Source organism: Herminiimonas arsenitoxidans, assembly GCF_900130075.1.
Taxonomy (GTDB): domain Bacteria; phylum Pseudomonadota; class Gammaproteobacteria; order Burkholderiales; family Burkholderiaceae_D; genus Oxalicibacterium; species Oxalicibacterium arsenitoxidans.
In genome coordinates, this window is the sequence record NZ_LT671418.1 from 653,755 (window position 1) to 675,634 (window position 21,880).

Genomic DNA, 21,880 nt, shown 5'->3' on the forward strand with positions numbered 1-21,880 from the left:
TCTGCTGTCAATACCGAAACGAATTATCGAATTTATGGAAAGGAACATGTAGAGCGCTTATTGTTGATTTGCTTGCAGAGTTGCCCCCTCTCTAACTGATCCACTTTCCACTACCTGACACAGGCAGCACCCCGATCGTACGACCCTTGATACCCCAAACGCGCACAGGTCGATGTGCATCTGCTTCAAAGTCCGTCGTTGCCTCACTATTTAACCAGTCCGAAAACTTGAAGGCGTATTTCTCGAGAAAAGTAGCTGGGGAACATCACTCAGCATAGGCAGGCTCGACCGTTTCAGCGTGTAGATAACGCCTTACGGTATTGGGAGAGATACCCTGTCGCTCGGATATCTCTCTCAAGGACAGGTGCTCACGAAGATACCAGCGTCAAATAATTCCAAGTAATGTTACGCCGATCACTTCAACCTCCCGCCTACTTTAGGAGTTCGGATTGTGTTCTAAACGTGGGGCAGTTTTGGATGCAAATCAACAAACCGCCATTTTTATCTGTTCGGCCTGGATGAGCAAAGGCAAACGAAGTGCTAGCGATTAACGATAATTCAATTTGTATTCTATTTATTTGCCTTCTCTTACGTAGTTGTTAATGCATACACTGCATACGACATAATCATAAATCTGCCAGAAGCTTAAGCTATGCGCGTCACGATCGATGCGATATGCGATCAAGAAAGATGCGTTAGTACTTTCGCGATTCTGAGCGGCACCGAAGCGACTCTTGCGAAGTGAAAATATTTTGACGCCGCCCCAATTCAGATGCAACGTGATTGCTGTGACTAGCGATTTGTATGCGCCCCTGAAATTTGAATTTTGCAGATGAGAAAAAATCACCTTGACCTTCCCACGGGGGGAAGGATAATAATACATCTATCGCAATTATTTTGATGCGGTCAGATAGTGCAATGTTTAGGTTCACTTGGTGCATACATGCGATTTTTGGAAAAGAGAAATCTTGGATTTGAGACCAGAATTAACTTTTGCCTAACAACAAATGTCGCTGCATACCAATAATTCTCCAAAATGCAAAAATCATGAAACCCACCCGCCCATCCCGCTTCATTGCAGCACTCTTAGTGCTGGCCAGTATGCTGTTCACGCAGCTTGCTGTAGCGGGCTATGCGTGCCCGAGTTTCAACGCTGCGTCATTTGGAGAGCCAATGTCGATGCCCATGGGTAGCAATCAAGCCATGATCTGGTGCGGTGGCAGCGACAAGTCGCAACCGGGCCTTTGCTTGGCGCAAGATCAAAGCAACAACCAGTCGCTCGATAAACCGATCACGCCGCATGCATCCCCATTTTTTCCTGCCGCACTAACACTGGTAATTCAAAATATCGAGTTTGTCGGCGGTTCCGCTGTCGAACAACCGAGCACTCTTCTTCTGACCCGATCTACCGCTCCCCCGCTATCCATTCGCAACTGCTGCTTCCGCATTTAACGCTCCAGATCGCTTAGTCCGTCATCGTCGCGCCATGTGCGCGCTCGATGTCGTCACTCGCTATCTGGAGGTTTCATGACCACCCCGTTTACCACACGTCATTCGGTACGCGCTGCGGTTTCTCAGCTTCCCCTGAGAATCAGCCTCGTCGCCGAACAAGGCGAACAAGCTAAACTTGAAAATCAATCAGTTGTGCTGACCGGTTTTGTTGAGGTGCTTACTGTGCAGATGTTGCCACTGCAGATTGACATCCACGCAGTTGCGATAACCGCGCAGCCGATGGCCATGACGAACTACCAGCCATGCGCCTCCTGTTATATCGGATCACCTTTTGCCATACATAAAGCAGACGGTGGCGACTATTCATGTCGCGGTGTTGCCTCGGGGACGAAGCGTTCTATTTTGCAAACGGATAATGCTGAACTTGCTTCCGATATTTCAGAGATTCCAGTAATTGCGCCGCGTTTTTTGTATTGTCGGTGGTTGGATTAGCCTCGTAACGATGTAGACGAATCAAAGTTTTGCCGACTCATAAATCAAACCAATTTACCGAGGAATTTATCATGAAAAAATTACTACTTACGCTACTCTGCATTAGCACCCTTAGCGCAGCATTTCCGGCCTTCGCAGGCCCAGACTGGCAACTGATTGAACAAGGGCGCAAGGCCAAGCAGGCACAACTGACACAGGCGGCCAATAAAGCCCCGCAAGCCGGAATGGATCATCAAATGGATCCGAAAATGCAAGAAAAAATGGACCAGATGATGAAGGATTGTCAGGAAATGATGAAGAAGTCTTAATGTATTTTTTGTGACTGGATGCGGTTTCTCTTGGAGGTTTATGCCGCCATGAGGGATCGCCACAGTCCAGCCAGTGATCAAAGAGCATGGAGATAGCCCGCCTATCAAAAGGCGCGTGCAAGAGACCAGCATCGGTAGGTAAAGAATACCGGCCAATGCCACATTAGTAACTTGTGAATATAAAGGAGACACGATCATGTGCAGTTTCAAGACAATGATAAAGATGACGCTGGGGATAGGTCTGTTGCTCATCGTTGGGTACGTGGCTTTTCCTGCATTCCAGACGCAGATTGCGGCAATCGCACCGTATTTACTGTTTTTGGTATGCCCGCTCGTGATGTTTTTTATGATGAAGGGTATGAATAATCCCCCTCAAGAAAAGGACAAGAAGCAGGATCAAGAGGACAAATGATCGATCACGGCGCATAAGTCGGTCGACTCACATCCGCGGTGTCGGTAAGCCGCAAGGAGGTAGATCATGCATGATTCAAGTGGTTTTGCCGGGCATTACGGACATTGGGGATGGGTCGCGATTATCGTCGTGATCGTGTCCTGGATACTGTATCGTTATGCGGCGCCCAAGGGCTGGCGCGAATGGAGCGGCGCCGGATTGATTCAAGCCTTCATTATCGCGCTCTACGCCGAAATGTACGGTTTTCCTCTGACGATCTATCTGCTGACGGGATTTCTCAGTATCGATTTGCCGATCTATACCGAAACCGGTCATCTATGGGCATCGCTCCTTGGTTACGGTCAGGGCGGCGCGATGACCGAAATGCTGATTGGCGGCACTTTCGTCATGTTCGGTGTCGTGCTGTTAATCGCCGGCTGGAGCCAGGTTTACCAAGCGCGTCGCGAAGGACGTTTTGTGAAGGATGGGCTGTATGGCGTGATCCGTCATCCTCAGTACCTCGGCATCATGCTGGCTGTATTTGGTCAAATCATACATTGGCCGACACTCGTCACCTTAATACTCTTCCCCGTGATTGTGCTCGTCTATGTTCGACTCGCGCACAAGGAAGAAAGAGATATGGTCAGATGTTTCGGTACGGATTATCAGGATTACATGCAGCAAGTACCAAGGTTTTTTCCGCGAAAAGGTGACTGGACTCGCCTCATAGACACCCTGAGAATGTGACAGGGGGATGTTCGATTACCGGCAAACACGCGTTTCTTTTCCAGATTGGCCGCTGCCTTCAAGCCACATACTAGGTATGTAAACGGCTTGTCCGAGTTGCTAACTAATAGAGTTAGAGGGGGTTAAGCATGCCTAAACATGCTATAAGCGCCAAAATCAGCAAAGCGCAGCCAGACTCCAAGATTAAACTGCCTTTTAAAACTGCAATAGCTGGGCCGTGATTATCGCTTGCAATCGAAGCTTCGAGCTTAGGCGTCAATTGATAACGGTTGGCGGCCGCTAGCGCAAGCATAGCGAGAAAGAAAACCAACTTAATCGTGAGTAGGATGCCGTATGTCGTGGTAAATATACTGCCGAAATTCAATCCTGAAATCATCAAATAGTTTATCGTGCCCGTTACGAGCAGAGCGGAAACTATAACGCTTCCCATTATTGCGAAGCCATTCAACATACGGCCCAGTTGTTCCACTTCGGCGCGTCCTCCCTTTGGGGTCCAACTCAGGAGCAACAGAAAAGATGCTAGCGCCCCGACCCAGGCACCCGCCGCGATCAGGTGGACAATATCAGCTCCCAAATGCGCAAAACCTTTAACGTCCTCGTTCATGACACCGTGCCCGCCCCAAGCCAAGGTTGCCAGAGCTACCCCCCCGAAACCGGACATAAAAACAAGCTGATAAGACGGTCGTTTGGTGAAGATACTAGTGCCAAGAACGACAAATAAAGCCAATGCTGCCAAACGAATGAGCAATGCCGTACCAAAACTCATCTCAAATAGAGCCATAGAAAATGCATCCGGTGCTATATCAAAATAGCTTTCCGCTCCACTCATCATTTTGGTGGAAACAATGAACCCGACAATTGATAGAACGATTGCAATTATCGCTAGCACCTTGCTTTTTGCTACAAATCGCTTAGCTGTAATGGACTCTCGCTCCAAGGAATTCAGTGAGTACATGGCAAATAATGGCAGTCCGAAAACCAACATCAGATCCAGATACAAAGAAAAGCGGACGATCACATTTTCCCAATCCATCACTTCCTCACTTTACGGTGAACGTAATCTTGCCCGTAATTGGATGAGTGTCTGTCGACACAGCGCGCCATTCAACATTGTATTTTCCTGGTGTCAACGGCTGATTGGGCGTCAATACCATGACTTTCGGGTCATCGGTGCCGGCGATTTTGGCGGCGATTTTCATCGGCCCCATGCCTGGCATTTCCGCCATGATCAAGTTAGCGCCAGAGAATTGCTTCGTGAGATTTTCAGAGAAACGCAATTCGATTTTTGCCGGAGCTGGCCCTTCTGAATTATCTTTAGGTGTGGAGTCAACCAAACTAGGGTGTGCGAATGCTGCGGTTGCAATTAAGGTGATAATAGAAGCGACGCCGATCTGACGTAAATTACGGACGTTAAACATGATGTTCCTTTTAAAGTTTGTGGAAAATTGTGAATCGCTTAAAACCAAAATCTTAAGCCTGCGACGATCTGGGTCTGATTTGGGATACCTCCGTCATTGCGCACTAATGTCGCAGTGTTGCCAAAACGCGAGATGCGTTCAATGCCGATATATGGTGCAAATTGGCGACTGAATTCGTAACGCAACCGTACTCCGACCGTTGCATTGGAAAGTCCGCGCCCTACTCCCACCTCAGGATCGTCTTTGCCATATACGTTCGCTTCTAGTCGAGGTTGCAAGATCAATCGCTGGGTCAGCAATAACTCGTATTCTGCCGACAATCGCAAAGCAGTACGCCCTTCCGTGCCGAGATAAGCTGTAGCGTCTACTTCAAACCAATAGGGAGCCAACCCCTGCACCCCGAATGCCAACCAATTTCGCGAGGGGCCATTAGCGCTTATATCGTTGCGTATACCGGCTTGTACATCCCAGTACGGGTGGAAGGCCTTAGCCCAAAGGAGCTCAGTACGTGCATCTTCGATGCGTCCTTGAGCAATCTCCCCTTCAGCTTTCACCGTAAGCTTGTTATAACTGTCTCCGTACCAAGCTTGTACTTCATAAGAATTTGAATTGCCGCCGTTGCTATGCCCCCGCTCAAAACGATCCACCAATAGCGAAGCGAACTTGTGTTCGTCAGCCATCATCAAAGAGCGTTGCTGGCCAACCGCGTATAGCCCCGTTCCCAACTGATAGCCGCCGGAATAGGCATGAGGGTCGCGCGCATCTGCAGGCGCAGAACCACCTCCCATGCCTGACATTCCTGACATTCCTGACATTCCAGACATACCATCCATTTGCATATTTCCATGCCCGGCAGCATTTGTTGCTGGTAGAGGTGCAGCACTGTCATCCATCGTCCCGAAGCCAGCATCCGTAGCGCTTTGCATGCCCATTTGGCCGTGGCCGCTATGACTATCTTGAGCACTTTGCGCCAAAGCGGTTGACGAGAGGACGCAAACCACAGAAGCAATGAGAGTCTTTCTAAGTGAGAAGTTATGCATACCGGAGATCCTTAGTTTGGTAATGGTAATCATGCGATGATCACTTCTCGGAACATGCCTGCATCCATGTGCATCATGAGGTGGCAGTGCCAAGCCCAGCGTCCTAGCGCATCCGCTGTGACCAAAAAGCTGATCCTTTGTGCAGGTTGGACCGGAATGGTATGACGTCTCGCCAGGAACTCGCCTTCAGGTGTCTCGAGTTCGCTCCACACTCCGTGCAAATGCATCGGATGCGTCATCATGGTGTCGTTCTGCAGGATGACTCTCACGCGTTCGCCATATTTGAAATGCACAGGGCTTGATTTGCCGAACTCCAAGCCATCAAATGACCAAGTGTATCGCTCCATATTTCCGGTCAAGTGCAGTTCGATCTCGCGACCAGGCCCGCGCGCATCCAAAGGACCGCCGATCGTATGCATATCTGCCAACGTAAGTACGCGACGACCATTGTTACGTAGCCCGACGCCAGGGTCGTTCAAAGTGGTACGTGGTGAGTCGATACGATTGTCCGTACTGGCGCCATATTCGGTACTGGCATGACGGGGCTTTTTGCTCGGCGTCTTGAGCGGATCAGCGGTCGCTGCATGTTTGGAATGATCCATGGCCATGCCACCGTGCTGCATGCCCATTGCGCTATGATCCATCCCCGCCATATTGGGCATCTGGGCCATGCTGTCGCCTTCCATACTCGACATGCCAGACATGTCCATATTATCCATACTCATGCCACCCATATTCATCGCGCCGTGGTCCATGCCAGCCATGTTGGACATATCACCCATCATGTCTTCCATGCTCAACCATTCCAACTTATCGATTGCGGGGACAGGAGCGCGTAAACCTGACTTGACTGCCAGAGTGCCAAGCGCATAACCAGTTCGATCCATTGTTTGAGAAAAGATGGTGTAAGCGTCGTCCTTGGGCTCAACAACCACGTCACATGTTTCGCCAGGGCCAAAACGGAATTCATCTACTGAGATCGGCTCAATGTTGACGCCATCAACCTGAACCACTTTTAACTTCAATCCCGGGATGCGGACGTCATAAAAAGTGTTACCGGATCCGTTGATACAGCGCAGGCGAACCTTTTCGCCCTTTTGAAAAAGGCCAGTCCAGTTGCCGGCTGGCGTAATGCCATTAGTCAGGAAGGTCAAGACGGCCGCCGACAAATCTCCCATGTCGGTAGGATTCATCCTCATTTCGTTCCACATCTTCCGTTTCGAGATGGCTGCTTTCCAGCCATCTTTCGATACATCACTGAAAAATTCTCCCGCTGTCAGTTGCCCGTAGTTGTAATAGTCGCCTTGCTTCTTTAAGCGTCCCAGCACGGTCATGGGATCGTCATCCATCCAATCCGAAAGCAATAAGACGTGTTCGCGATCAGCCGCAATATCTTTTCCTTGAGCGGGATCGATAATGATCGCGCCGAACATACCCGTCTGTTCCTGAAAACCAGAATGGGAGTGGTACCAGTAAGTGCCGCTTTGCTGAACCTTAAAGCGATAAGTAAACGTTTCCCCTGGTGCAATACCGTTAAAGCTAATGCCTGGGACACCATCCATTTGGAAAGGCAGGATAATCCCGTGCCAGTGGATTGACGTCGAGACGGCCAGGCGATTAGTCACTCTAATAGTGACTGTTTCGCCTTCTTTCCAGCGAAGCGTGGGGGCCGGCAGCGTGCCATTGATAGTGGTCGCAATTGCAGGCTTGCCAGTGAAATTGACGGGTGATTCCGCTACGACCAGATCAAACTGGGTGCCCTTGAGCACGGGGGCTGCAGTTCCTGATGCAATGACATCTTGCGCTAGCACGTGACGCAGAGGGGCTGAAACTCCCAGCAAAACCCCTCCAGCGGCAAGACCTTTAACGAAACGGCGGCGAGATACAGACATGTTTGAACGGGTTGACATAGATGAGAGTCTCCAAACCAAAAGGGGGAAGATTTTTGATGGAGATAATCATAATTCAATCAAATTATCTTTAGCATTACCGGCTCATTACAAACGTGTAATGTTCACGTAATTTAGCGAGAGTTAGCGTATCGTTTGGGCTTACAAGTTAGCCCGCACATACGAGCACGCACCCGCACGGACTGAAAAATGAAATTATTAATCGTCGAAGATGAAGTAAAGACTGGCGAATACCTGCAGCAAGGGCTCATGGAAGCTGGTTTCGCAGTGGATTACGCTAATAATGGACTGGACGGGCACCACCTCGCCGTTACCGGAAGCTATGACCTCATCATTCTGGATGTGATGCTGCCGGATATCGACGGATGGAAAATTTTGCATGCATTGCGCAGTGCAGGAAACAGTGTTCCAGCTCTCTTTTTAACCGCCCGTGACGGCGTAGCGGATAGAGTAAAAGGTCTTGAGCTAGGTGCTGATGACTACATGGTTAAACCATTCGCGTTCTCAGAATTGCTAGCCAGAGTAAGAACATTGTTACGTAGAGGGAGCCCCAGCCCGTTAGTGGATCGGCTGCAAGTATCGGATTTGGTTCTCGATCTTGCCCGACGAGCGGCTACTCGCGCGGGAAAGCGCCTAACCTTAACTAACAAGGAGTTCCTTCTGTTGGAATTCTTGGTGAGACACAAAGGTGAGGTTCTACCCCGCTCTCTTATCGCCTCTCAAATTTGGGATATTAATTTCAATAGCGACACTAATGTTATTGATGTAGCTATTCGCCGCTTACGCGCCAAGATGGATGACGATTACGAACCAAAGTTAATCTCCACGATTCGGGGCGTCGGATATGTTCTGGAAGATCCAGCTGACTCCAGGATCATATAATGTTCGGAATTTCACTGACCGGGCGTCTTACGACCTTGTTCGCGGTCACTTCTGTCGCGGTCTTGGTTGGTTTCGGTACGTTCATTTCATCGGCTATTGAGAAACACTTTTCAGAACAAGACCAGTTATTGCTTCAAAACGAATTGCAGTTGATTCAGAAAGTCATTGAGGAAAAAGGAGTAGATTCGATCAGTCAGACTTTTGGTGAGTCGTTGCATAATCACCCTGATTTCTACGTGGATGTACGTGACCTCAACGGCAAGGAAATTTATTCCACGTTTGGCCCCTTTCGCGATGCAATTCTGTCACGCGTACCTGGCAATAAAGCCAAGAACAGCTTTGATGTAAAGATCGATGCGCACAGAGAGTTTCAAGTCATTCGTGCTGAACTGAAAGCGTCTGCCGGCTCACCGGTCATTGTTATTATCGCCGTCGACAAGGCTATTCACACTCATTTTCTGAGTATGTTTCGAACTACGTTAATGCTCTATATCTTGGTCGCGGCAATTGCCACTGTCATGCTGGGCTGGTGGGCTGCAAGGCAAGGCCTCTCCCCTTTACGAACGATGGCAGCACGTGCACAGACTGTTACGTCGCAGAACATGAAAGGACGTATGCCTGTCGATGCAGTCCCGGCAGAAATGACAGATCTGGCTGTCAAACTCAATGCTATGCTTGACCGCCTTCAAAACGATATCGCCAGATTGACGGAATTTTCCGCAGACCTTGCACATGAACTCCGTACTCCCATCAGCAATATGCTTACGCAGACGCACGTTGTCTTAAATCAGAGTCGTAGTACTGCAGATTACAGGGACTCTCTCAGCTCAAACGCAGAGGAGCTTCAGCGGCTGGGCAAAACCATCTCGGACATGCTGTTTCTTGCGCAAACAGAAAACGGACTTGCACTTCCATCCATAGAGAAACTGAAGATGGCGCAAGAGTGCCAAGGCTTGCTGGAATTTTACGAAGCCTTAGCCGAGGAAAAAGAAGTGACCTTACGATGCGAAGGAGATGCTGTCGTTATCGGAGATCGGCTCATGTTTCGTCGCGCTTTAAACAACTTGCTATCGAATGCCCTTCGCTATACGCCACCGTACGGGACTATTTTTATAAAGATAAAGTCCACGGAATCGGGCACCACTGTTACTGTAGAAAACGACGGCGAGGAGATACCTGCTGAAATTCAACCACATCTGTTTGATCGTTTTTTTAGGGCCGATAAATCACGCAAAAAATCTGAATCTAACTCGGCTGGCTTGGGCCTTTCCATAACGCGCGCCATCATGCAGGCCCATGGAGGCAGTGTCTCTGTTGTTTCGCGAGGTGGCAAGACTGCTTTTAGTCTCTATTTTCCGTCGTCGCAACAAAAATAAGCCGAAATTATCGGAAATGGCATACCAATAACGTATGCCACTTCCTCACGAGTTACTTGCCCGGTCAGCGGCGCATTCTTCCAGGCAAAGTTATTTTTGAATAGACAAAACCGTCACTGTTGCTTCTCCATCGACGTTCTCAACCGTAAATTTCACCTTGTCGCCTACTTTTACATTGGAAAGTAGCGCTTTGTCTTTCACTGCAAACGGCATGGTCATAGGCCCCATTTCCACCGTCGCGCTCTTGATGCGACCGTGTTTCAGAGTAATGCTTTTGTTCTCTTTATCAACGGCTTTGACTACGCCATCCGAAAGGGTAGTCGCACTCGCTGATGTCGCTGGCATCTTGTCCATCTTCATCCCTTCCATCTTCATTCCTGCCATGTCCATTCCCATGGTTCTTTGGTCAGCGTAAACATTCACTGCCATCAGAGAAAAGCCGCAAACTGCCACCAGATTCAAAAACGATTTTTTCATTTGATACTCCTTAGTAGTTAGATTGATTTGTTTCGTACTGCCAAACGTAATTTGCGTTCTTGAAGCAAACGCCATGCTGCTGGAATCACAAAAAGCGACAACAATGGTGCGGTAATCATGCCGCCCACCATCGGTGCGGCAATCCGTTGCATTACTTCAGAGCCAGCACCGCTACCGAACATAATCGGGACAAGACCGGCCAAGATAACTGCCACTGTCATGGCTTTGGGGCGCACACGCAGTACCGCACCTTCCCGTATCGCTTCCGCAATGAGTTCCTTGCTCAACGGCTGGCCGGATTGCAATCGCTGATTCAATGAATTGCGTAGATACACCAGCATCACGACGCCGAACTCAGCCGCCAGCCCTGCCAATGCAATAAACCCAACTGCAGTAGCCACCGAAACGGCATGACCGAGTAGCCACACAAACCAGAAGCCGCCGATGAGTGCGAAAGGCACAGTCAGCATGAGTAGCAATGCTTCTGATACTGAGCGAAACGCTAAATACAGAAGGATAAGAATCACTGCCAGCGTGAGTGGAATGACCGTTTGCAACTTGGCGACAGCTCGCTCCAGATATTCAAATTGCCCTGACCAGCCTATCGAATATCCAGGTGGGAGTTTTACTTCTTTTGCCACCGCTGCCTGCATTGCTTTCACAGCTGTGTGCAAGTCCGTTCCGCGCACATCGACATAAACCCAGCCAGAAAGCCGTGCATTCTCGCTGCGTATCATTGGCGGCCCATCAGTTACCTTGATGTTCGTAATATCCCCCAGCCTTACCTGTGCACCTCTATCCGTGACAATGGGGAAGTCACGTAGTGTTTGCACAGAGTTACGGTAATCCTGCGAGTAGCGGACATTGATAGGAAAGCGCTGGCGTCCATCCACAACTTCACCAATGTTTTCTCCGCCAATCGCAGATGAAATAACCGACTGCACGTCCGTCACTGCAAGGCCATATCGCGCTGCTTTGGCGCGGTCGATATCAACATCGATATAGCGTCCGCCGCTTACGCGTTCTGCCAGTGCAGAAGTTACCCCCGGCACCTTTTTGACGATGGCTTCGATTTGCGTGGCGATTTTATCGATTTCGCCTAGATCAGCACCAGACACCTTCACACCGACTGGCGTCTTGATGCCGGTTGAAAGCATGTCGATACGATTTCGGATAGGTGGTACCCAAACATTCGATAGTCCTGGAACCTTGACTATCCGGTCCAGCTCTTCAATGAGTTTTTCAGATGTCATGCCAGGACGCCATTGGTCTTTCGGTTTGAACTGAATCGTCGTTTCAAACATTTCCAACGGTGCAGGGTCTGTCGCTGATTCGGCGCGACCAGCTTTACCAAAGACCGTCGCGACTTCGGGTACGGTTTTGATTAGTCGGTCGGTCTGCTGCAGCAATTCGCTGGCTTTGGATGCAGACAGTCCGGGCAATGCAGAAGGCATGTACAACAAATCACCTTCGTCCAGGGGTGGAAGGAACTCGCCTCCCAGCTGGGACAGCGGAATCACCGTCAGGACAAGAGCAATAAACGCAATCGCAATCGTCCATTTCGGATGCGCCAGACTTGCATTCAACCAAGGTCGGTACGCGCGTATCAGTACGCGATTAATCGGATTCGATGCTTCGCTTGGAATACGCCCACGTATCATGTACCCCATCAATACCGGTATCAGCGTAATCGCCAGACCAGCCGCAGCAGCTAAGGTGTAGGTTTTTGTATATGCCAACGGCGCGAACAGCTTGCCCTCCTGCGCTTCCAAGGCGAATACCGGAATGAAAGATAGCGTAACGATAAGCAGCGAGAAGAACAGCGCCGGTCCAACCTCAATCGCCGACTCTGCAATCAAGTCCCATCTCTCACGGGCACTAATTTCCTGATTCGGATGCTCGTGCGAATAGGCTTCCAGATGCTTGTGCGCATTTTCAATCATGACAATCGCCGCATCTACCATCGCACCGACGGCAATGGCGATGCCACCTAAGGACATCAGATTGGCATTGACCCCTTGGTAGCGCATCACAATGAATGCAGCGAGCACGCCTAAAGGAAGCGAGATGATGGCGACCAAGGCACTGCGCAGATGAAACAAAAATATCGCGCAGACCAATGCGACGACAATAAATTCTTCAATCAGCTTGTCGCGAAGATTGGTCACCGCTGCCGTAATCAGTTTGGAGCGGTCATAGGTTGTGACGACTTCCACACCCTTGGGAAGCGAGCTTTGCAAAGTAGCTAGTTTTGCCTTGACGGCTTTGATGGTCTCCAATGCGTTCTTACCAGAGCGCATGACGACAACGCCCCCAGCAACTTCACCTTCCCCATTCAACTCCGCAATACCACGACGCATTTCAGGGCCAATGCGCACTGTTGCTACATCTCTGAGTAACACAGGTGTACCTGCATCATTTGCGTTGAGGAGAACATTGCGAAAATCTTCCAGCGAACGCAAATACCCGTGAGAGCGCACCATATATTCGGTCTCGGCCATTTCGACGACCGAACCACCGGATTCCTGATTTGCCTTCGCCAATGCATCAAGCACCTTGGCATGCGAGATACCGAATACGCGTAACTTGTCTGGGTCGAGGATGACTTGATACTGCTTCACCATGCCGCCGATGCTGGCAACCTCGGCTACATCTGGAACGGTTTTCAGCTCGAACTTCAGAAACCAGTCATTCAATGTTCGTAACTGGCTGAGGTCGTTGTGTCCTGTGCGGTCGACTAAGGCGTATTCAAATATCCAGCCGACTCCGGTTCCATCCGGTCCAAGCTCGGCGCGCACACCTTGTGGTAAGCGGCTTTGCACCTGGCTGATATATTCCAGCACCCTGGAGCGCGCCCAGTATTGGTCCGTCGCATCGTCAAAAAGAACATAGACAAACGAGTCGCCAAAGAAGGAATAACCACGGACAGTTTTGGCACCCGGAACAGCTAACAGTGCTGTGGTTAGTGGATAAGTAACCTGGTCTTCCACTATCTGCGGGGCTTTGCCGGGATACTGGGCGCGAATGATGACTTGCGTATCCGACAGATCTGGCAATGCGTCCAAAGGTGTTTTGTTCAAGGACCACAGGCCCCAACCCGCGATGACCAGCGCAGCAAGCAGTACCCAGAATCGATTGGCAATGGACCAGCGAATAATTCGCGCAATCATCGTTTGCCTCCAACTGGTTGGACGCTCTCGAGTAGGTAGCCGTCGTCGTTTTCCTTGAACGAGAATTCCACTTCCTGTCCTGCTTTTATCTCGCCGAATGCATCAGGACGCGACTTGTTAAAGTCCATCGTCATCGCACCCCATTCAAGTTCAGCAATCGGCTTGTGCGAAAGGGTCAATGCTTTTGGCGTTACTTTCTCTACAGTGCCTATGCCCCGGTGAACAGCAGATGCTGCCGGCTGCATTGTCTGATTGTTTCCAGAAAACTTGGGTAACACTGACTTCAAGCTAGCTTCCGAATCAATAAGGAATTGCCCCGAGGCGACTACTTTCTGTCCCTCACTCAATCCACTCAAAATCTCGGTATCGTTGCCAGTGTCCCGGCCAGTCGTTACAACAACAGGTTGCATGCTGTTGTTTTCGCCAGCCACCAGGACGATGGATTGCTTACCGCTTGCAATCACGGCTTCGCTCGGGACCAGAAGACGCGAAACTGGCTTCTCGGCATCCAGACGAACGCGCATGAGCATGCCTGGTGTAAGGCTGCCATCACGATTATCAAGTTCCAGCCGAGCCTGCAGAGTTCGTGTCGCAGTACTGATACCCGGCAGGATTTCTCGAACCTTGCCGTTGTATTTTCTATTCGTGTCACCGGAGAATGTAGCTTCGACCGTCATGCCGGAGCGAACTGCATTGCTCAATGTCTCTGGCACTTCTGCTACCAACCACACCTTGTTTAAACCTGCGACTTTTGCAATGGTCATGCCGGGAGCGACCATTGCCCCATCGCGTACGGACAACTCGATGATGACGCCGTCAACTGGAGATGTCAGCGTGAAGTGCTTTTGTGATTGTCCAGTGCGGTCCGCCTGATTTATCAATCCGTCCGGGATAGACATCGCTCGCATTCTTTGTCGAGCGGCTGCCGCTAGTTCGGCATTCCCGCCACGCTTGAGTGCCAGATATTCCTCTTGCGGTGCAATCCAGTCGGGAACAAAAATAGAAGCAATTGCCTCACCGCGCTTGATGCGTTGTTGAGGTGAACGGGCATACAGTTTATCGATGTATCCCGTCACACGGCTTTGCACGACTTCCGATGCACTCTCATCAAACTGCGTTGTGCCGACTACTTCAAATGCGTCACGTACTTCTTCGCGCCTTACAGTCGCAAAGCGAATGCCGAGATTCTGTTGAAGTGTTGGACTGACTTTTACGCCACCATCTTCCGAAGCTTCATCCGCATAAACCGGAACCAACTGCATATCCATGAAAGGGCTTTTACCCGGCTTGTCGAATTTATTTCCCGGGACCATAGGGTCGTGCCAATACAAGACTTTGCGTCCCGTCTTTGCGTCAACTTTCTCAGTTGCTGTGCCAGATGTAGCATCATCCATATTTCTTTGCGTGCCGAACCAATACCCGCCAAACACGAGGCCAGCACCTGCTAATACCAAGCCTATCGCTTTCAATGCGAATTTCGATTTCATTTCATATCTCCTGCAGACACCATGTCGTGTGGAACCACGTGATATTCCAGCGCAGCCCAAGTCAGCGCCGCTTCTCTTTCAAGCTCGACTATTTGCAGCCGCCGTTCCAACAACATTTTTTTCGCATTGAAGACAGCACTCAGACTGCCGGCCCCCGAACGGTAAGCAGCCATTGCCAGCTCGACCTGCTGCGAGGCAGACGGTAGCAACTGCGCGTTGAGTTGCGTTACACGGGATTTAAGACTGTCCAGAGTGGATGACTGATTCTCGATTTCAGTCTGTAGTTCACGCAATGCCTCTTCGTACTGCATCCTGGCTTTGGTACCCAGGGCAGATTTTTCAGCGATGTCGCGGTTCTGCTTTTGTGCGCGATTAACGGCTAAGGGAATACTGATGCCAAAGGACACCATGTTTGAGTACTGACTGCCACGCTGGCTGTAAGACGCTTCGATCGACCAGTCAGGGTTACTTTCGCGAGTCGCAACGGTACTGTCGGCGTCAGCCAGATTGATTGCACGACGAGCCGTCAGTAACATCGGATGATATTTTTCAAGTTCTTCGACAGGCAATCCTGGCACATGCGAAGTCAGCTTGGGCGTCTCGTCGGCGACCGTGGCAGCTGGCATGCCTGTCCAGCGGCTTAGTGCAAGACGCGCATTCCGCAAATCCTGTGTGTTTTTACGCGTTGCATCTTGCGCTTGCGAGAGTGTCAATTGCGCTTGCATCACATCCGAGGCGTTTGCCTTGGCACCACGATGTGCCGCATTCACCGCATTCAGATCATCAGACGCTTCTTTTTCCATGGCACTGACCAATGCCAATGTACGCTGACCGTACAGAACATTGACCCATGCCTTGGCGGCTTCTTCCCGTACCTTGGCAACGCTTTCCAGATAATTGCTTTCTTCCATTTCGACGGCGCGCTGGGCACGTTCAGAGCGCGCAACACGCTTGTCGGCAGAGACCCACTGCTGTTCGATACCGACCCGGCGCATGGTCATGAAGTCGCTCGTGGTGCTGTAACGGTCACTACCCGTCACCGGCAGATTGTCGATGCCAACTTTCAGCATCGGATCAGGCAATTGGTCAGCTTTAGCAGCTGATTCGCGACTGGCCATTACAGATGCGTTAGCGGCCTTGGTAAACGACGAACGCTGCAGGGAAAGCTGCACTGCTTCGTTTAATGTGAGTCCATTGGACTGGGCGTTAACAAAAGATGAGCCAAAAGCCAGCGCCAGTAATACGCTGATTCGGCAGAGTGCGCGCGACTGATGATTCAGTAGCGCGTAGATACGCAAAAACATATAACCCCCGATAATAAAGACGAACGCCAACCACGGCACAATGCCGGTCAGCGAAACAACTGGGGGTTAAATCAAATGCGGAGTCGTTGCGTTCGGAGATAAGGCGGGTCTACGCCTAATTCCAGAGGAGCGTCTGTCCAGGCTGAAGCCAGAATGGCAGCAACAACCGGCAGAGATGCCGGCATGATGAATGAAACAATGGTGGGTGTCAGCGAAGGTGCTGTTGCCAGATGTTCAAGTGCCAATTCAACACCTGACTGTTGTTCAGCGCAATGAACGGGTTTCTCGACATCCATTCCTGCGCATGGCAGGTCGTCCATTGTCATCTCCTGCACAGGGGCCATTGCCTGCGGACAGACGTAGGCAGCCATTGCTATGTCTGAAGTCAGAACGGTCATGACCAGGAAGCAGGCAATTAAACGGCAAAAAAATGAAAAGGAGTGTCGGCGCATTTGGCTGCATTTATAAAACTTTTTACAGTTTTGCGCAATTCATTTATGAGCCAAGCCATGTTATATCGACGGATTACATCTTTGTAATACCGTTGTCATGTTTGTGTAACCGCCAAATTTCTACAATTCATCCATTGATACATTAGATCGTTAAGCAACCGAAACAATGTATCTCATCGATTTCGTTTTTGAATTTACTTAGACGAATTAACCCTAACTTTGGAGAATTGAAATGAACAGCCCACACAAGAAACTCATTGCAGTTATTGCCATATCCATAGCATCAGGCACTGCTTTTGCGCACACGCACACTGCAAATACGAATGCCTTGCAACTTGCCCAAGCCGAGGAGTCTAACTATCCAATCCTTCCATCATTTGCGTCGACCAAAACTCGCGCAGAAGTAAAGGCTGAGTTACAACAGGCTCGCGAAAAAGGACTACTTGCAACTACTGATAGCGACTATCCAAAGTTGCCTGTAGTGACTAGCAGCAAAACACGAGCCCAAGTTAAAGCCGAGCTTGAACAAAGCAAAGCCAGCGATGAAGGTAAACGGCTTGATAAAGAGCAGTACAGCGGCTAATTATCTGTAGCGCGACACGCTACCTTACTCTTTCTTAATGAACATTCAATGCTGTGTTATTTGCCATGAGTATCCAAGCATTTCAATAGTGAATGTTTTAGGGAGTAACTTTCTATAGCAAAAGCTATAAAGCATATCAAGCGTGTACGAATGCAATTTTGCAAAAGAGTGGCAATGCCGATAGCGTATTACCACTCTTTTTAATATGCCTCGATCGACCGAGTCATCGATTTTTGACTGCGCCAAATCGAATACCCACTATCATTTGGTACTTCTTAGACGCATAGCGTTTGTTATGACCGAGACCGAACTCAAACTCATCGCAAGTGCAGCAATCATTGGCGACAATAATTGCCCTGTAAAGGGATAAAGCAAACCGGCAGCCAGTGGTATGCCCAGCGAGTTATAGATGAATGCAAAGCCGAGGTTTTGGTGCATATTCCGCACTGTATCCAATGACAGCTTCCTTGCTCTAGCGATCGTACGTAAATCCCCTTTGATCAAAGTCAGATGTGCACTATTGATTGCGACATCGGTTCCTGTACCCATGGCGATACCGACATCCGCCTTAGCAAGTGCAGGCGCGTCATTGATCCCGTCTCCTGCCATTGCAACGACTCGTCCTTCTTTTTGCAGGCGTTTCACCAATGCCAATTTATCTTGCGGTTTGACTTCGCCGTAGACTTCGCTAATACCGAGTTTTCCGGCAACGGATTTCGCTGTTGTCAGGCCATCGCCAGTTGCCATGATCACCGTCATGCCCGCTTCTCTCAGAATGGAGAGCGCTTCCGCTGTCGTCTTTTTGATAGGATCTGACACCGCGATCAGTCCGGCCAACTTGCCATCGGCAGCCACATACATGACGCTTGCACCTTCATTGCGCAGCTCCTCGGCTTGCTGCGACAGGCTATGCCAGTCAATTTTTTCTTCATCCATCAACGCCGTATTACCCAAGGCAATTCGACGACCGGAGACAATGCCACGCACACCAATGCCACTGGATGACTCAAAGCTTTCCGGTTTGTCCAATGCCAGGCCACGCTGGCGTGCCTCGGCCACGATGGCGTGTGCCAGTGGATGTTCGCTTCCCTGATCAATGCTCGCTGCAATTTGAAGAACCGATTGTTCCTCTTGTCCCTGCGCAGCAATCACACGGTCGAATGCCGGCTTGCCTTCGGTCAAAGTGCCGGTTTTATCCACGATCAGTGTATTAACTTTGCGCATCCCTTCGATTGCCGCGGCATCACGGAATAACATCCCTTGCGTTGCCGCACGTCCGGTCGCTGCCATGATAGACATTGGCGTTGCCAGCCCCAATGCGCAAGGACAGGCAATAATTAAAACAGCAACCGCATTGACGAAGCCGAAGACCCAGCTCGGATCAGGGCCAAAGATGCCCCATCCTATAAAGGTCAGTAAAGCAACGCCAACAACAATCATTACAAAGTAACCTGCGACGACATCTGCCAAACGCTGCATAGGAGCACGAGAACGCTGCGCCTGCGCCACCATTTGCACAATCTGCGCAAGCATGGTTTGAGAACCAATTTTTTCCGAACGAATGACGAGACTGCCGCTGGTATTCAGCGTCGCGCCTATCACCTTGTCTCCCGGACGCTTTGTCACGGGCATCGGCTCGCCTGTCAGCATGGATTCGTCTATCGCACTTTCACCTTCTACGACAACGCCATCAACAGGTACTTTTTCTCCAGGACGCACGCGCAAAGAATCATCAATATGAACATGCGTGAGAGGAACATCTTCCTCAGAGCCATCCTTGTTGATACGACGCGCCGTTTTTGGCGCCAATCCCAATAAAGACTTGATTGCAGCCGAAGTTTGCGAGCGAGCTCTCAGCTCCAGAATTTGTCCAAGCAAGGTCAGTGAAATAATGACAGCGGCAGCTTCGTAATAAACGCCTACACGGCCATGCTCCATGAATGCAGATGGGAATATCTCCGGCGCAAACGTAGCAAGCACGCTGTAACCGTATGCTGCTGTTACCCCGAATCCAATCAGCGTCCACATATTGGGACTGCGCCGCACTATCGATTGAAAACAACGTTCAAAGAAAGGTTTGCCTGCCCATAACACCACTGGTGTGCTCAATACGAGTTCAATCCAGTTTTGATACGGAATCTCTTCCGGGAAAAAGCGATGTGAAGCCATCGCCAAAGAAGCAACAACGATGGTTAAAGGTAATGTCCACCAGAAGCGGTGACGAAAATCGACAAGCTCCGGATTCTCTTCGTCTTCAAGTGAGGGCATCATCGGTTCAAGTGACATGCCGCAGATAGGACAGTTACCTTGTGTCGGCTGCCTGATGTCCGGATGCATCGGGCACGTATAGATTGTTCCACTCGGCAAATCTTGTGCAGACTCGGATGCTGATGGCTTTATATATTTTTCTGGATTGTCATCAAACTTGTGCATGCAAGCAGCACTGCAAAAATAGTAATCATTACCAGCATGCACGCGTTTCTTCTTCGGGTCGGCCGCGACCTTCATGCCACATACCGGGTCAGTAAACGGCTTATCCGGATTTTGCATTTCCTCGCCAGCATTCGCTGCGTGGCCAGCAACAGGAATATGATCGCCATGGATCTGGTCGTGATGCGCGTTATGTTTCATTTGCCAGCCCTTCATTAAAAGCTAAAGCAACAGTGTCATGAAAACGCAATTGATATATCTATCGAATTAGGATAGCAGTAAATTATGAAATGCATACGATGCATGGCCACGTGTGCAATTCAATGAAATGGTTTATGTATTTGCACACGAAGGTCATATGAGGGATGTCCAGTCGTTTGGAAAAATGCCCTAGGTTTAGAACACAATCCTATTACCAAAAATGGCGTTATCGCTTTAGTAGACTGATCTGATATTTGTGATCGAGATAATGTTCATGATCGACTTGGTCACACAAGTTCACTCTTGTCTGAAGTTCCTTTGACTGCATATAGATTCTCACCGGTCTTTGCCATGAGTCGTGCCCTGTGAGGGCCCAGTAAGACTCAAATCTTCCACTAGCCGCGTGCTTACTCCAAACTATATTGCCTTTAGCATGACTATGGGATGCAACCTCGACCCAATCATAAAAATTCGACATACATGCCCGGGCGAAGACATGCTTAGCAACCCAAATTTCCGTCTCTCTTGACCAGCCCGGTGGACATATCGGTGCAGCTTCTGCTTGCCATCCCAAGATACCAAAAGGTGGTTTCGTTAATGGACCAACCAAATGTTGTGGTGATCCACACCCTTCCCAAAACATACGCCAACGAAGAAATGCTTCAGCTACAGGGCAAAAATTGACTGTCTTTTCTCCCTCTAAATGCCACCAAAGTTGGTGTGCTGCACTCGTTACGCAGGATTGATGAGCAGTGATGACAGAGCGCCAGATTTTTCGCCGAATTGTGCTGTACACCGTATAAAGCGCATATAGCATGTCATCCCAATATTGCTTCACAGGCGTAACCAGCTTCTCATCGTTCGAAACTTTGGTACGCCGATATTTTTTGACTTTAGCTCTTTGAAGTGGCTCAGGCCTGGCTCCCAGGTAAATATGCGATATTTGCGTCAATTCCAATGGCGGTTGAGCTGTATCGCTTTCAGCTTTAAGATCATCCAGCACTTGGATAACAAAACCGATGTATTCTGCGTGTTTCCGCCTCAGGTCGGCAGGTGCGATGATAACTTCCCCCATGCCTTGAAATTTTCGTTCGCGATTGATCTCCAACTTCAAAGGAATCAGTCGATCCTCAAACTTCAAGAGGTCGATAATATTGTCCAGACGCGTCATCTCATCAACTCTTAGTTGTAATGATCGCGTTTGTGGGTTCCGCAGCACAGGTGCGAAATCTGTTTTACACACCGTACAGGTAAATGGAATATCAATAACATCCCTGCGTAATTTATAGGGAACCTTTGCAGAACAATGTGGGCAGTTCGACCTTAGCGGTCTGGAATGAATAGGACAATCCGTAATAATTTCTAGTTGAAACAAGGGCGAGTGAAAACCGATGGCCGCACATTTTGTACACCATCTTAAATAGTCGACCGATTTTCGTTTGCCGTTAGGTAGCATCTCAAAAAGGAAGCTTTCTTTGATCGAATTCAAATCGGCACGAAAAGCACGAGAAATTGCGGGGATGTCGAAATACATAGAATCGCGCAAGTCGACTTGAGGATTTCTTAATACTGCCGTTCTCCGGCCCGATTCACTGCTAATGAATATCTGAACAAGGTCGCGCGCAGCAAAAGCATTAAGAAAGGCAAACTTGGCGAAGAGAGAATAAGTGGAGTCATACTTGGTGTACCAGTCGTCACGCCAGTTCCAAGAACGGATGCAAGGTTCGAATCGATCGAGGACAATGCGTGCCTTTTTCAAT

The 21,880-nt window shown here is 49.6% G+C and carries 20 protein-coding genes; 8 read left to right on the forward strand and 12 right to left on the reverse strand.

All coding sequences use genetic code 11. From position 1 onward, the window contains the following. Positions 1-265: 265 nt before the first annotated feature. The gene (locus BQ6873_RS17970) at positions 266-358 is read right to left on the reverse strand and encodes a hypothetical protein (protein WP_157889104.1); all 93 of its coding nucleotides are present in this window, start codon (positions 356-358) and stop codon (positions 266-268) included. Positions 359-1,047: 689 nt separating this feature from the next. On the opposite strand from BQ6873_RS17970, the gene BQ6873_RS03115 reads away from it, so the two are divergent. From BQ6873_RS03115 to BQ6873_RS03135, 5 genes are all read left to right on the forward strand, one after another. After that, complete coding sequence (locus BQ6873_RS03115) at positions 1,048-1,452, forward strand: hypothetical protein (RefSeq protein ID WP_076591345.1); 405 nt, start codon at positions 1,048-1,050, stop codon at positions 1,450-1,452. Between the two features lie 75 nt (positions 1,453-1,527). Beyond that, positions 1,528-1,944, forward strand: a complete 417-nt coding sequence (locus BQ6873_RS03120; protein WP_076591346.1) for a hypothetical protein — start codon at positions 1,528-1,530, stop codon at positions 1,942-1,944. Between the two features lie 71 nt (positions 1,945-2,015). Continuing rightward, a complete protein-coding gene (locus tag BQ6873_RS03125; protein WP_076591347.1) occupies positions 2,016-2,252 on the forward strand; it encodes a hypothetical protein in 237 nt (78 codons plus the stop codon). Positions 2,253-2,448: 196 nt separating this feature from the next. Continuing rightward, entirely contained in the window at positions 2,449-2,664 is a 216-nt protein-coding gene (locus BQ6873_RS03130; RefSeq protein WP_076591348.1) for a DUF2933 domain-containing protein, read from the forward strand. A 66-nt stretch (positions 2,665-2,730) separates the two neighbouring features. Beyond that, positions 2,731-3,390 carry a methyltransferase family protein gene (locus BQ6873_RS03135; RefSeq protein ID WP_076591349.1) on the forward strand — a complete coding sequence of 220 codons (660 nt, stop codon included), beginning with the start codon at positions 2,731-2,733 and terminating at the stop codon, positions 3,388-3,390. 112 nt (positions 3,391-3,502) lie between these two features. Here the strand turns inward: BQ6873_RS03135 and copD are convergent, their stop codons facing one another. Genes copD through BQ6873_RS03155 form a run of 4 tightly spaced genes read right to left on the reverse strand, consistent with a single transcriptional unit; the run spans position 3,503 to position 7,758 of the window. Continuing rightward, the gene (gene copD / locus BQ6873_RS03140; protein ID WP_076591350.1) at positions 3,503-4,423 is read right to left on the reverse strand and encodes a copper homeostasis membrane protein CopD; all 921 of its coding nucleotides are present in this window, start codon (positions 4,421-4,423) and stop codon (positions 3,503-3,505) included. Between the two features lie 7 nt (positions 4,424-4,430). After that, positions 4,431-4,808: a copper homeostasis periplasmic binding protein CopC gene (gene copC / locus BQ6873_RS03145; RefSeq protein WP_076591351.1), complete on the reverse strand. Its 378-nt coding sequence runs from the start codon at positions 4,806-4,808 to the stop codon at positions 4,431-4,433. Between the two features lie 38 nt (positions 4,809-4,846). Further along, positions 4,847-5,848 (reverse strand): copper resistance protein B, encoded by a 1,002-nt coding sequence (locus BQ6873_RS03150; RefSeq protein ID WP_076593909.1) that lies wholly within the window; start codon positions 5,846-5,848, stop codon positions 4,847-4,849. Between the two features lie 29 nt (positions 5,849-5,877). Beyond that, positions 5,878-7,758 carry a copper resistance system multicopper oxidase gene (locus tag BQ6873_RS03155; RefSeq protein WP_076591352.1) on the reverse strand — a complete coding sequence of 627 codons (1,881 nt, stop codon included), beginning with the start codon at positions 7,756-7,758 and terminating at the stop codon, positions 5,878-5,880. Positions 7,759-7,947: 189 nt separating this feature from the next. On the opposite strand from BQ6873_RS03155, the gene BQ6873_RS03160 reads away from it, so the two are divergent. Then, positions 7,948-8,640 (forward strand): heavy metal response regulator transcription factor, encoded by a 693-nt coding sequence (locus BQ6873_RS03160; protein ID WP_076591353.1) that lies wholly within the window; start codon positions 7,948-7,950, stop codon positions 8,638-8,640. Continuing rightward, positions 8,640-10,016 carry a heavy metal sensor histidine kinase gene (locus BQ6873_RS03165; protein WP_076591354.1) on the forward strand — a complete coding sequence of 459 codons (1,377 nt, stop codon included), beginning with the start codon at positions 8,640-8,642 and terminating at the stop codon, positions 10,014-10,016. The genes BQ6873_RS03160 and BQ6873_RS03165 overlap by 1 nt, the downstream gene beginning before the upstream one ends. Positions 10,017-10,106: 90 nt before the next feature. Here the strand turns inward: BQ6873_RS03165 and BQ6873_RS03170 are convergent, their stop codons facing one another. The 5 genes from BQ6873_RS03170 to BQ6873_RS03190 all read right to left on the reverse strand — a co-directional run bounded on the left by BQ6873_RS03170 (position 10,107) and on the right by BQ6873_RS03190 (position 16,774). Then, complete coding sequence (locus tag BQ6873_RS03170) at positions 10,107-10,493, reverse strand: copper-binding protein (RefSeq protein ID WP_076591355.1); 387 nt, start codon at positions 10,491-10,493, stop codon at positions 10,107-10,109. Between the two features lie 17 nt (positions 10,494-10,510). After that, a complete protein-coding gene (locus BQ6873_RS03175) occupies positions 10,511-13,663 on the reverse strand; it encodes an efflux RND transporter permease subunit (RefSeq protein ID WP_076591356.1) in 3,153 nt (1,050 codons plus the stop codon). Beyond that, positions 13,660-15,150: an efflux RND transporter periplasmic adaptor subunit gene (locus BQ6873_RS03180; RefSeq protein WP_076591357.1), complete on the reverse strand. Its 1,491-nt coding sequence runs from the start codon at positions 15,148-15,150 to the stop codon at positions 13,660-13,662. Before BQ6873_RS03180 ends, BQ6873_RS03175 begins: the two co-directional genes overlap by 4 nt. Beyond that, positions 15,147-16,454, reverse strand: coding sequence for a TolC family protein (locus BQ6873_RS03185; protein WP_076591358.1), 1,308 nt, complete (start codon positions 16,452-16,454; stop codon positions 15,147-15,149). The genes BQ6873_RS03180 and BQ6873_RS03185 overlap by 4 nt, the downstream gene beginning before the upstream one ends. A 71-nt stretch (positions 16,455-16,525) precedes the next feature. After that, positions 16,526-16,774, reverse strand: coding sequence for a hypothetical protein (locus BQ6873_RS03190; protein ID WP_231949214.1), 249 nt, complete (start codon positions 16,772-16,774; stop codon positions 16,526-16,528). Between the two features lie 364 nt (positions 16,775-17,138). On the opposite strand from BQ6873_RS03190, the gene BQ6873_RS03195 reads away from it, so the two are divergent. After that, positions 17,139-17,489, forward strand: a complete 351-nt coding sequence (locus BQ6873_RS03195; protein ID WP_076591360.1) for a DUF4148 domain-containing protein — start codon at positions 17,139-17,141, stop codon at positions 17,487-17,489. 261 nt (positions 17,490-17,750) lie between these two features. On the opposite strand, the gene BQ6873_RS03200 is transcribed toward BQ6873_RS03195, so the two are convergent. Both BQ6873_RS03200 and BQ6873_RS03205 read right to left on the reverse strand, forming a co-directional pair. Beyond that, entirely contained in the window at positions 17,751-20,120 is a 2,370-nt protein-coding gene (locus BQ6873_RS03200) for a heavy metal translocating P-type ATPase (RefSeq protein ID WP_076593910.1), read from the reverse strand. Positions 20,121-20,346: 226 nt separating this feature from the next. Continuing rightward, the gene (locus tag BQ6873_RS03205; protein WP_076591361.1) at positions 20,347-21,879 is read right to left on the reverse strand and encodes a hypothetical protein; all 1,533 of its coding nucleotides are present in this window, start codon (positions 21,877-21,879) and stop codon (positions 20,347-20,349) included. Between the last annotated feature and the right edge of the window lies 1 nt (position 21,880).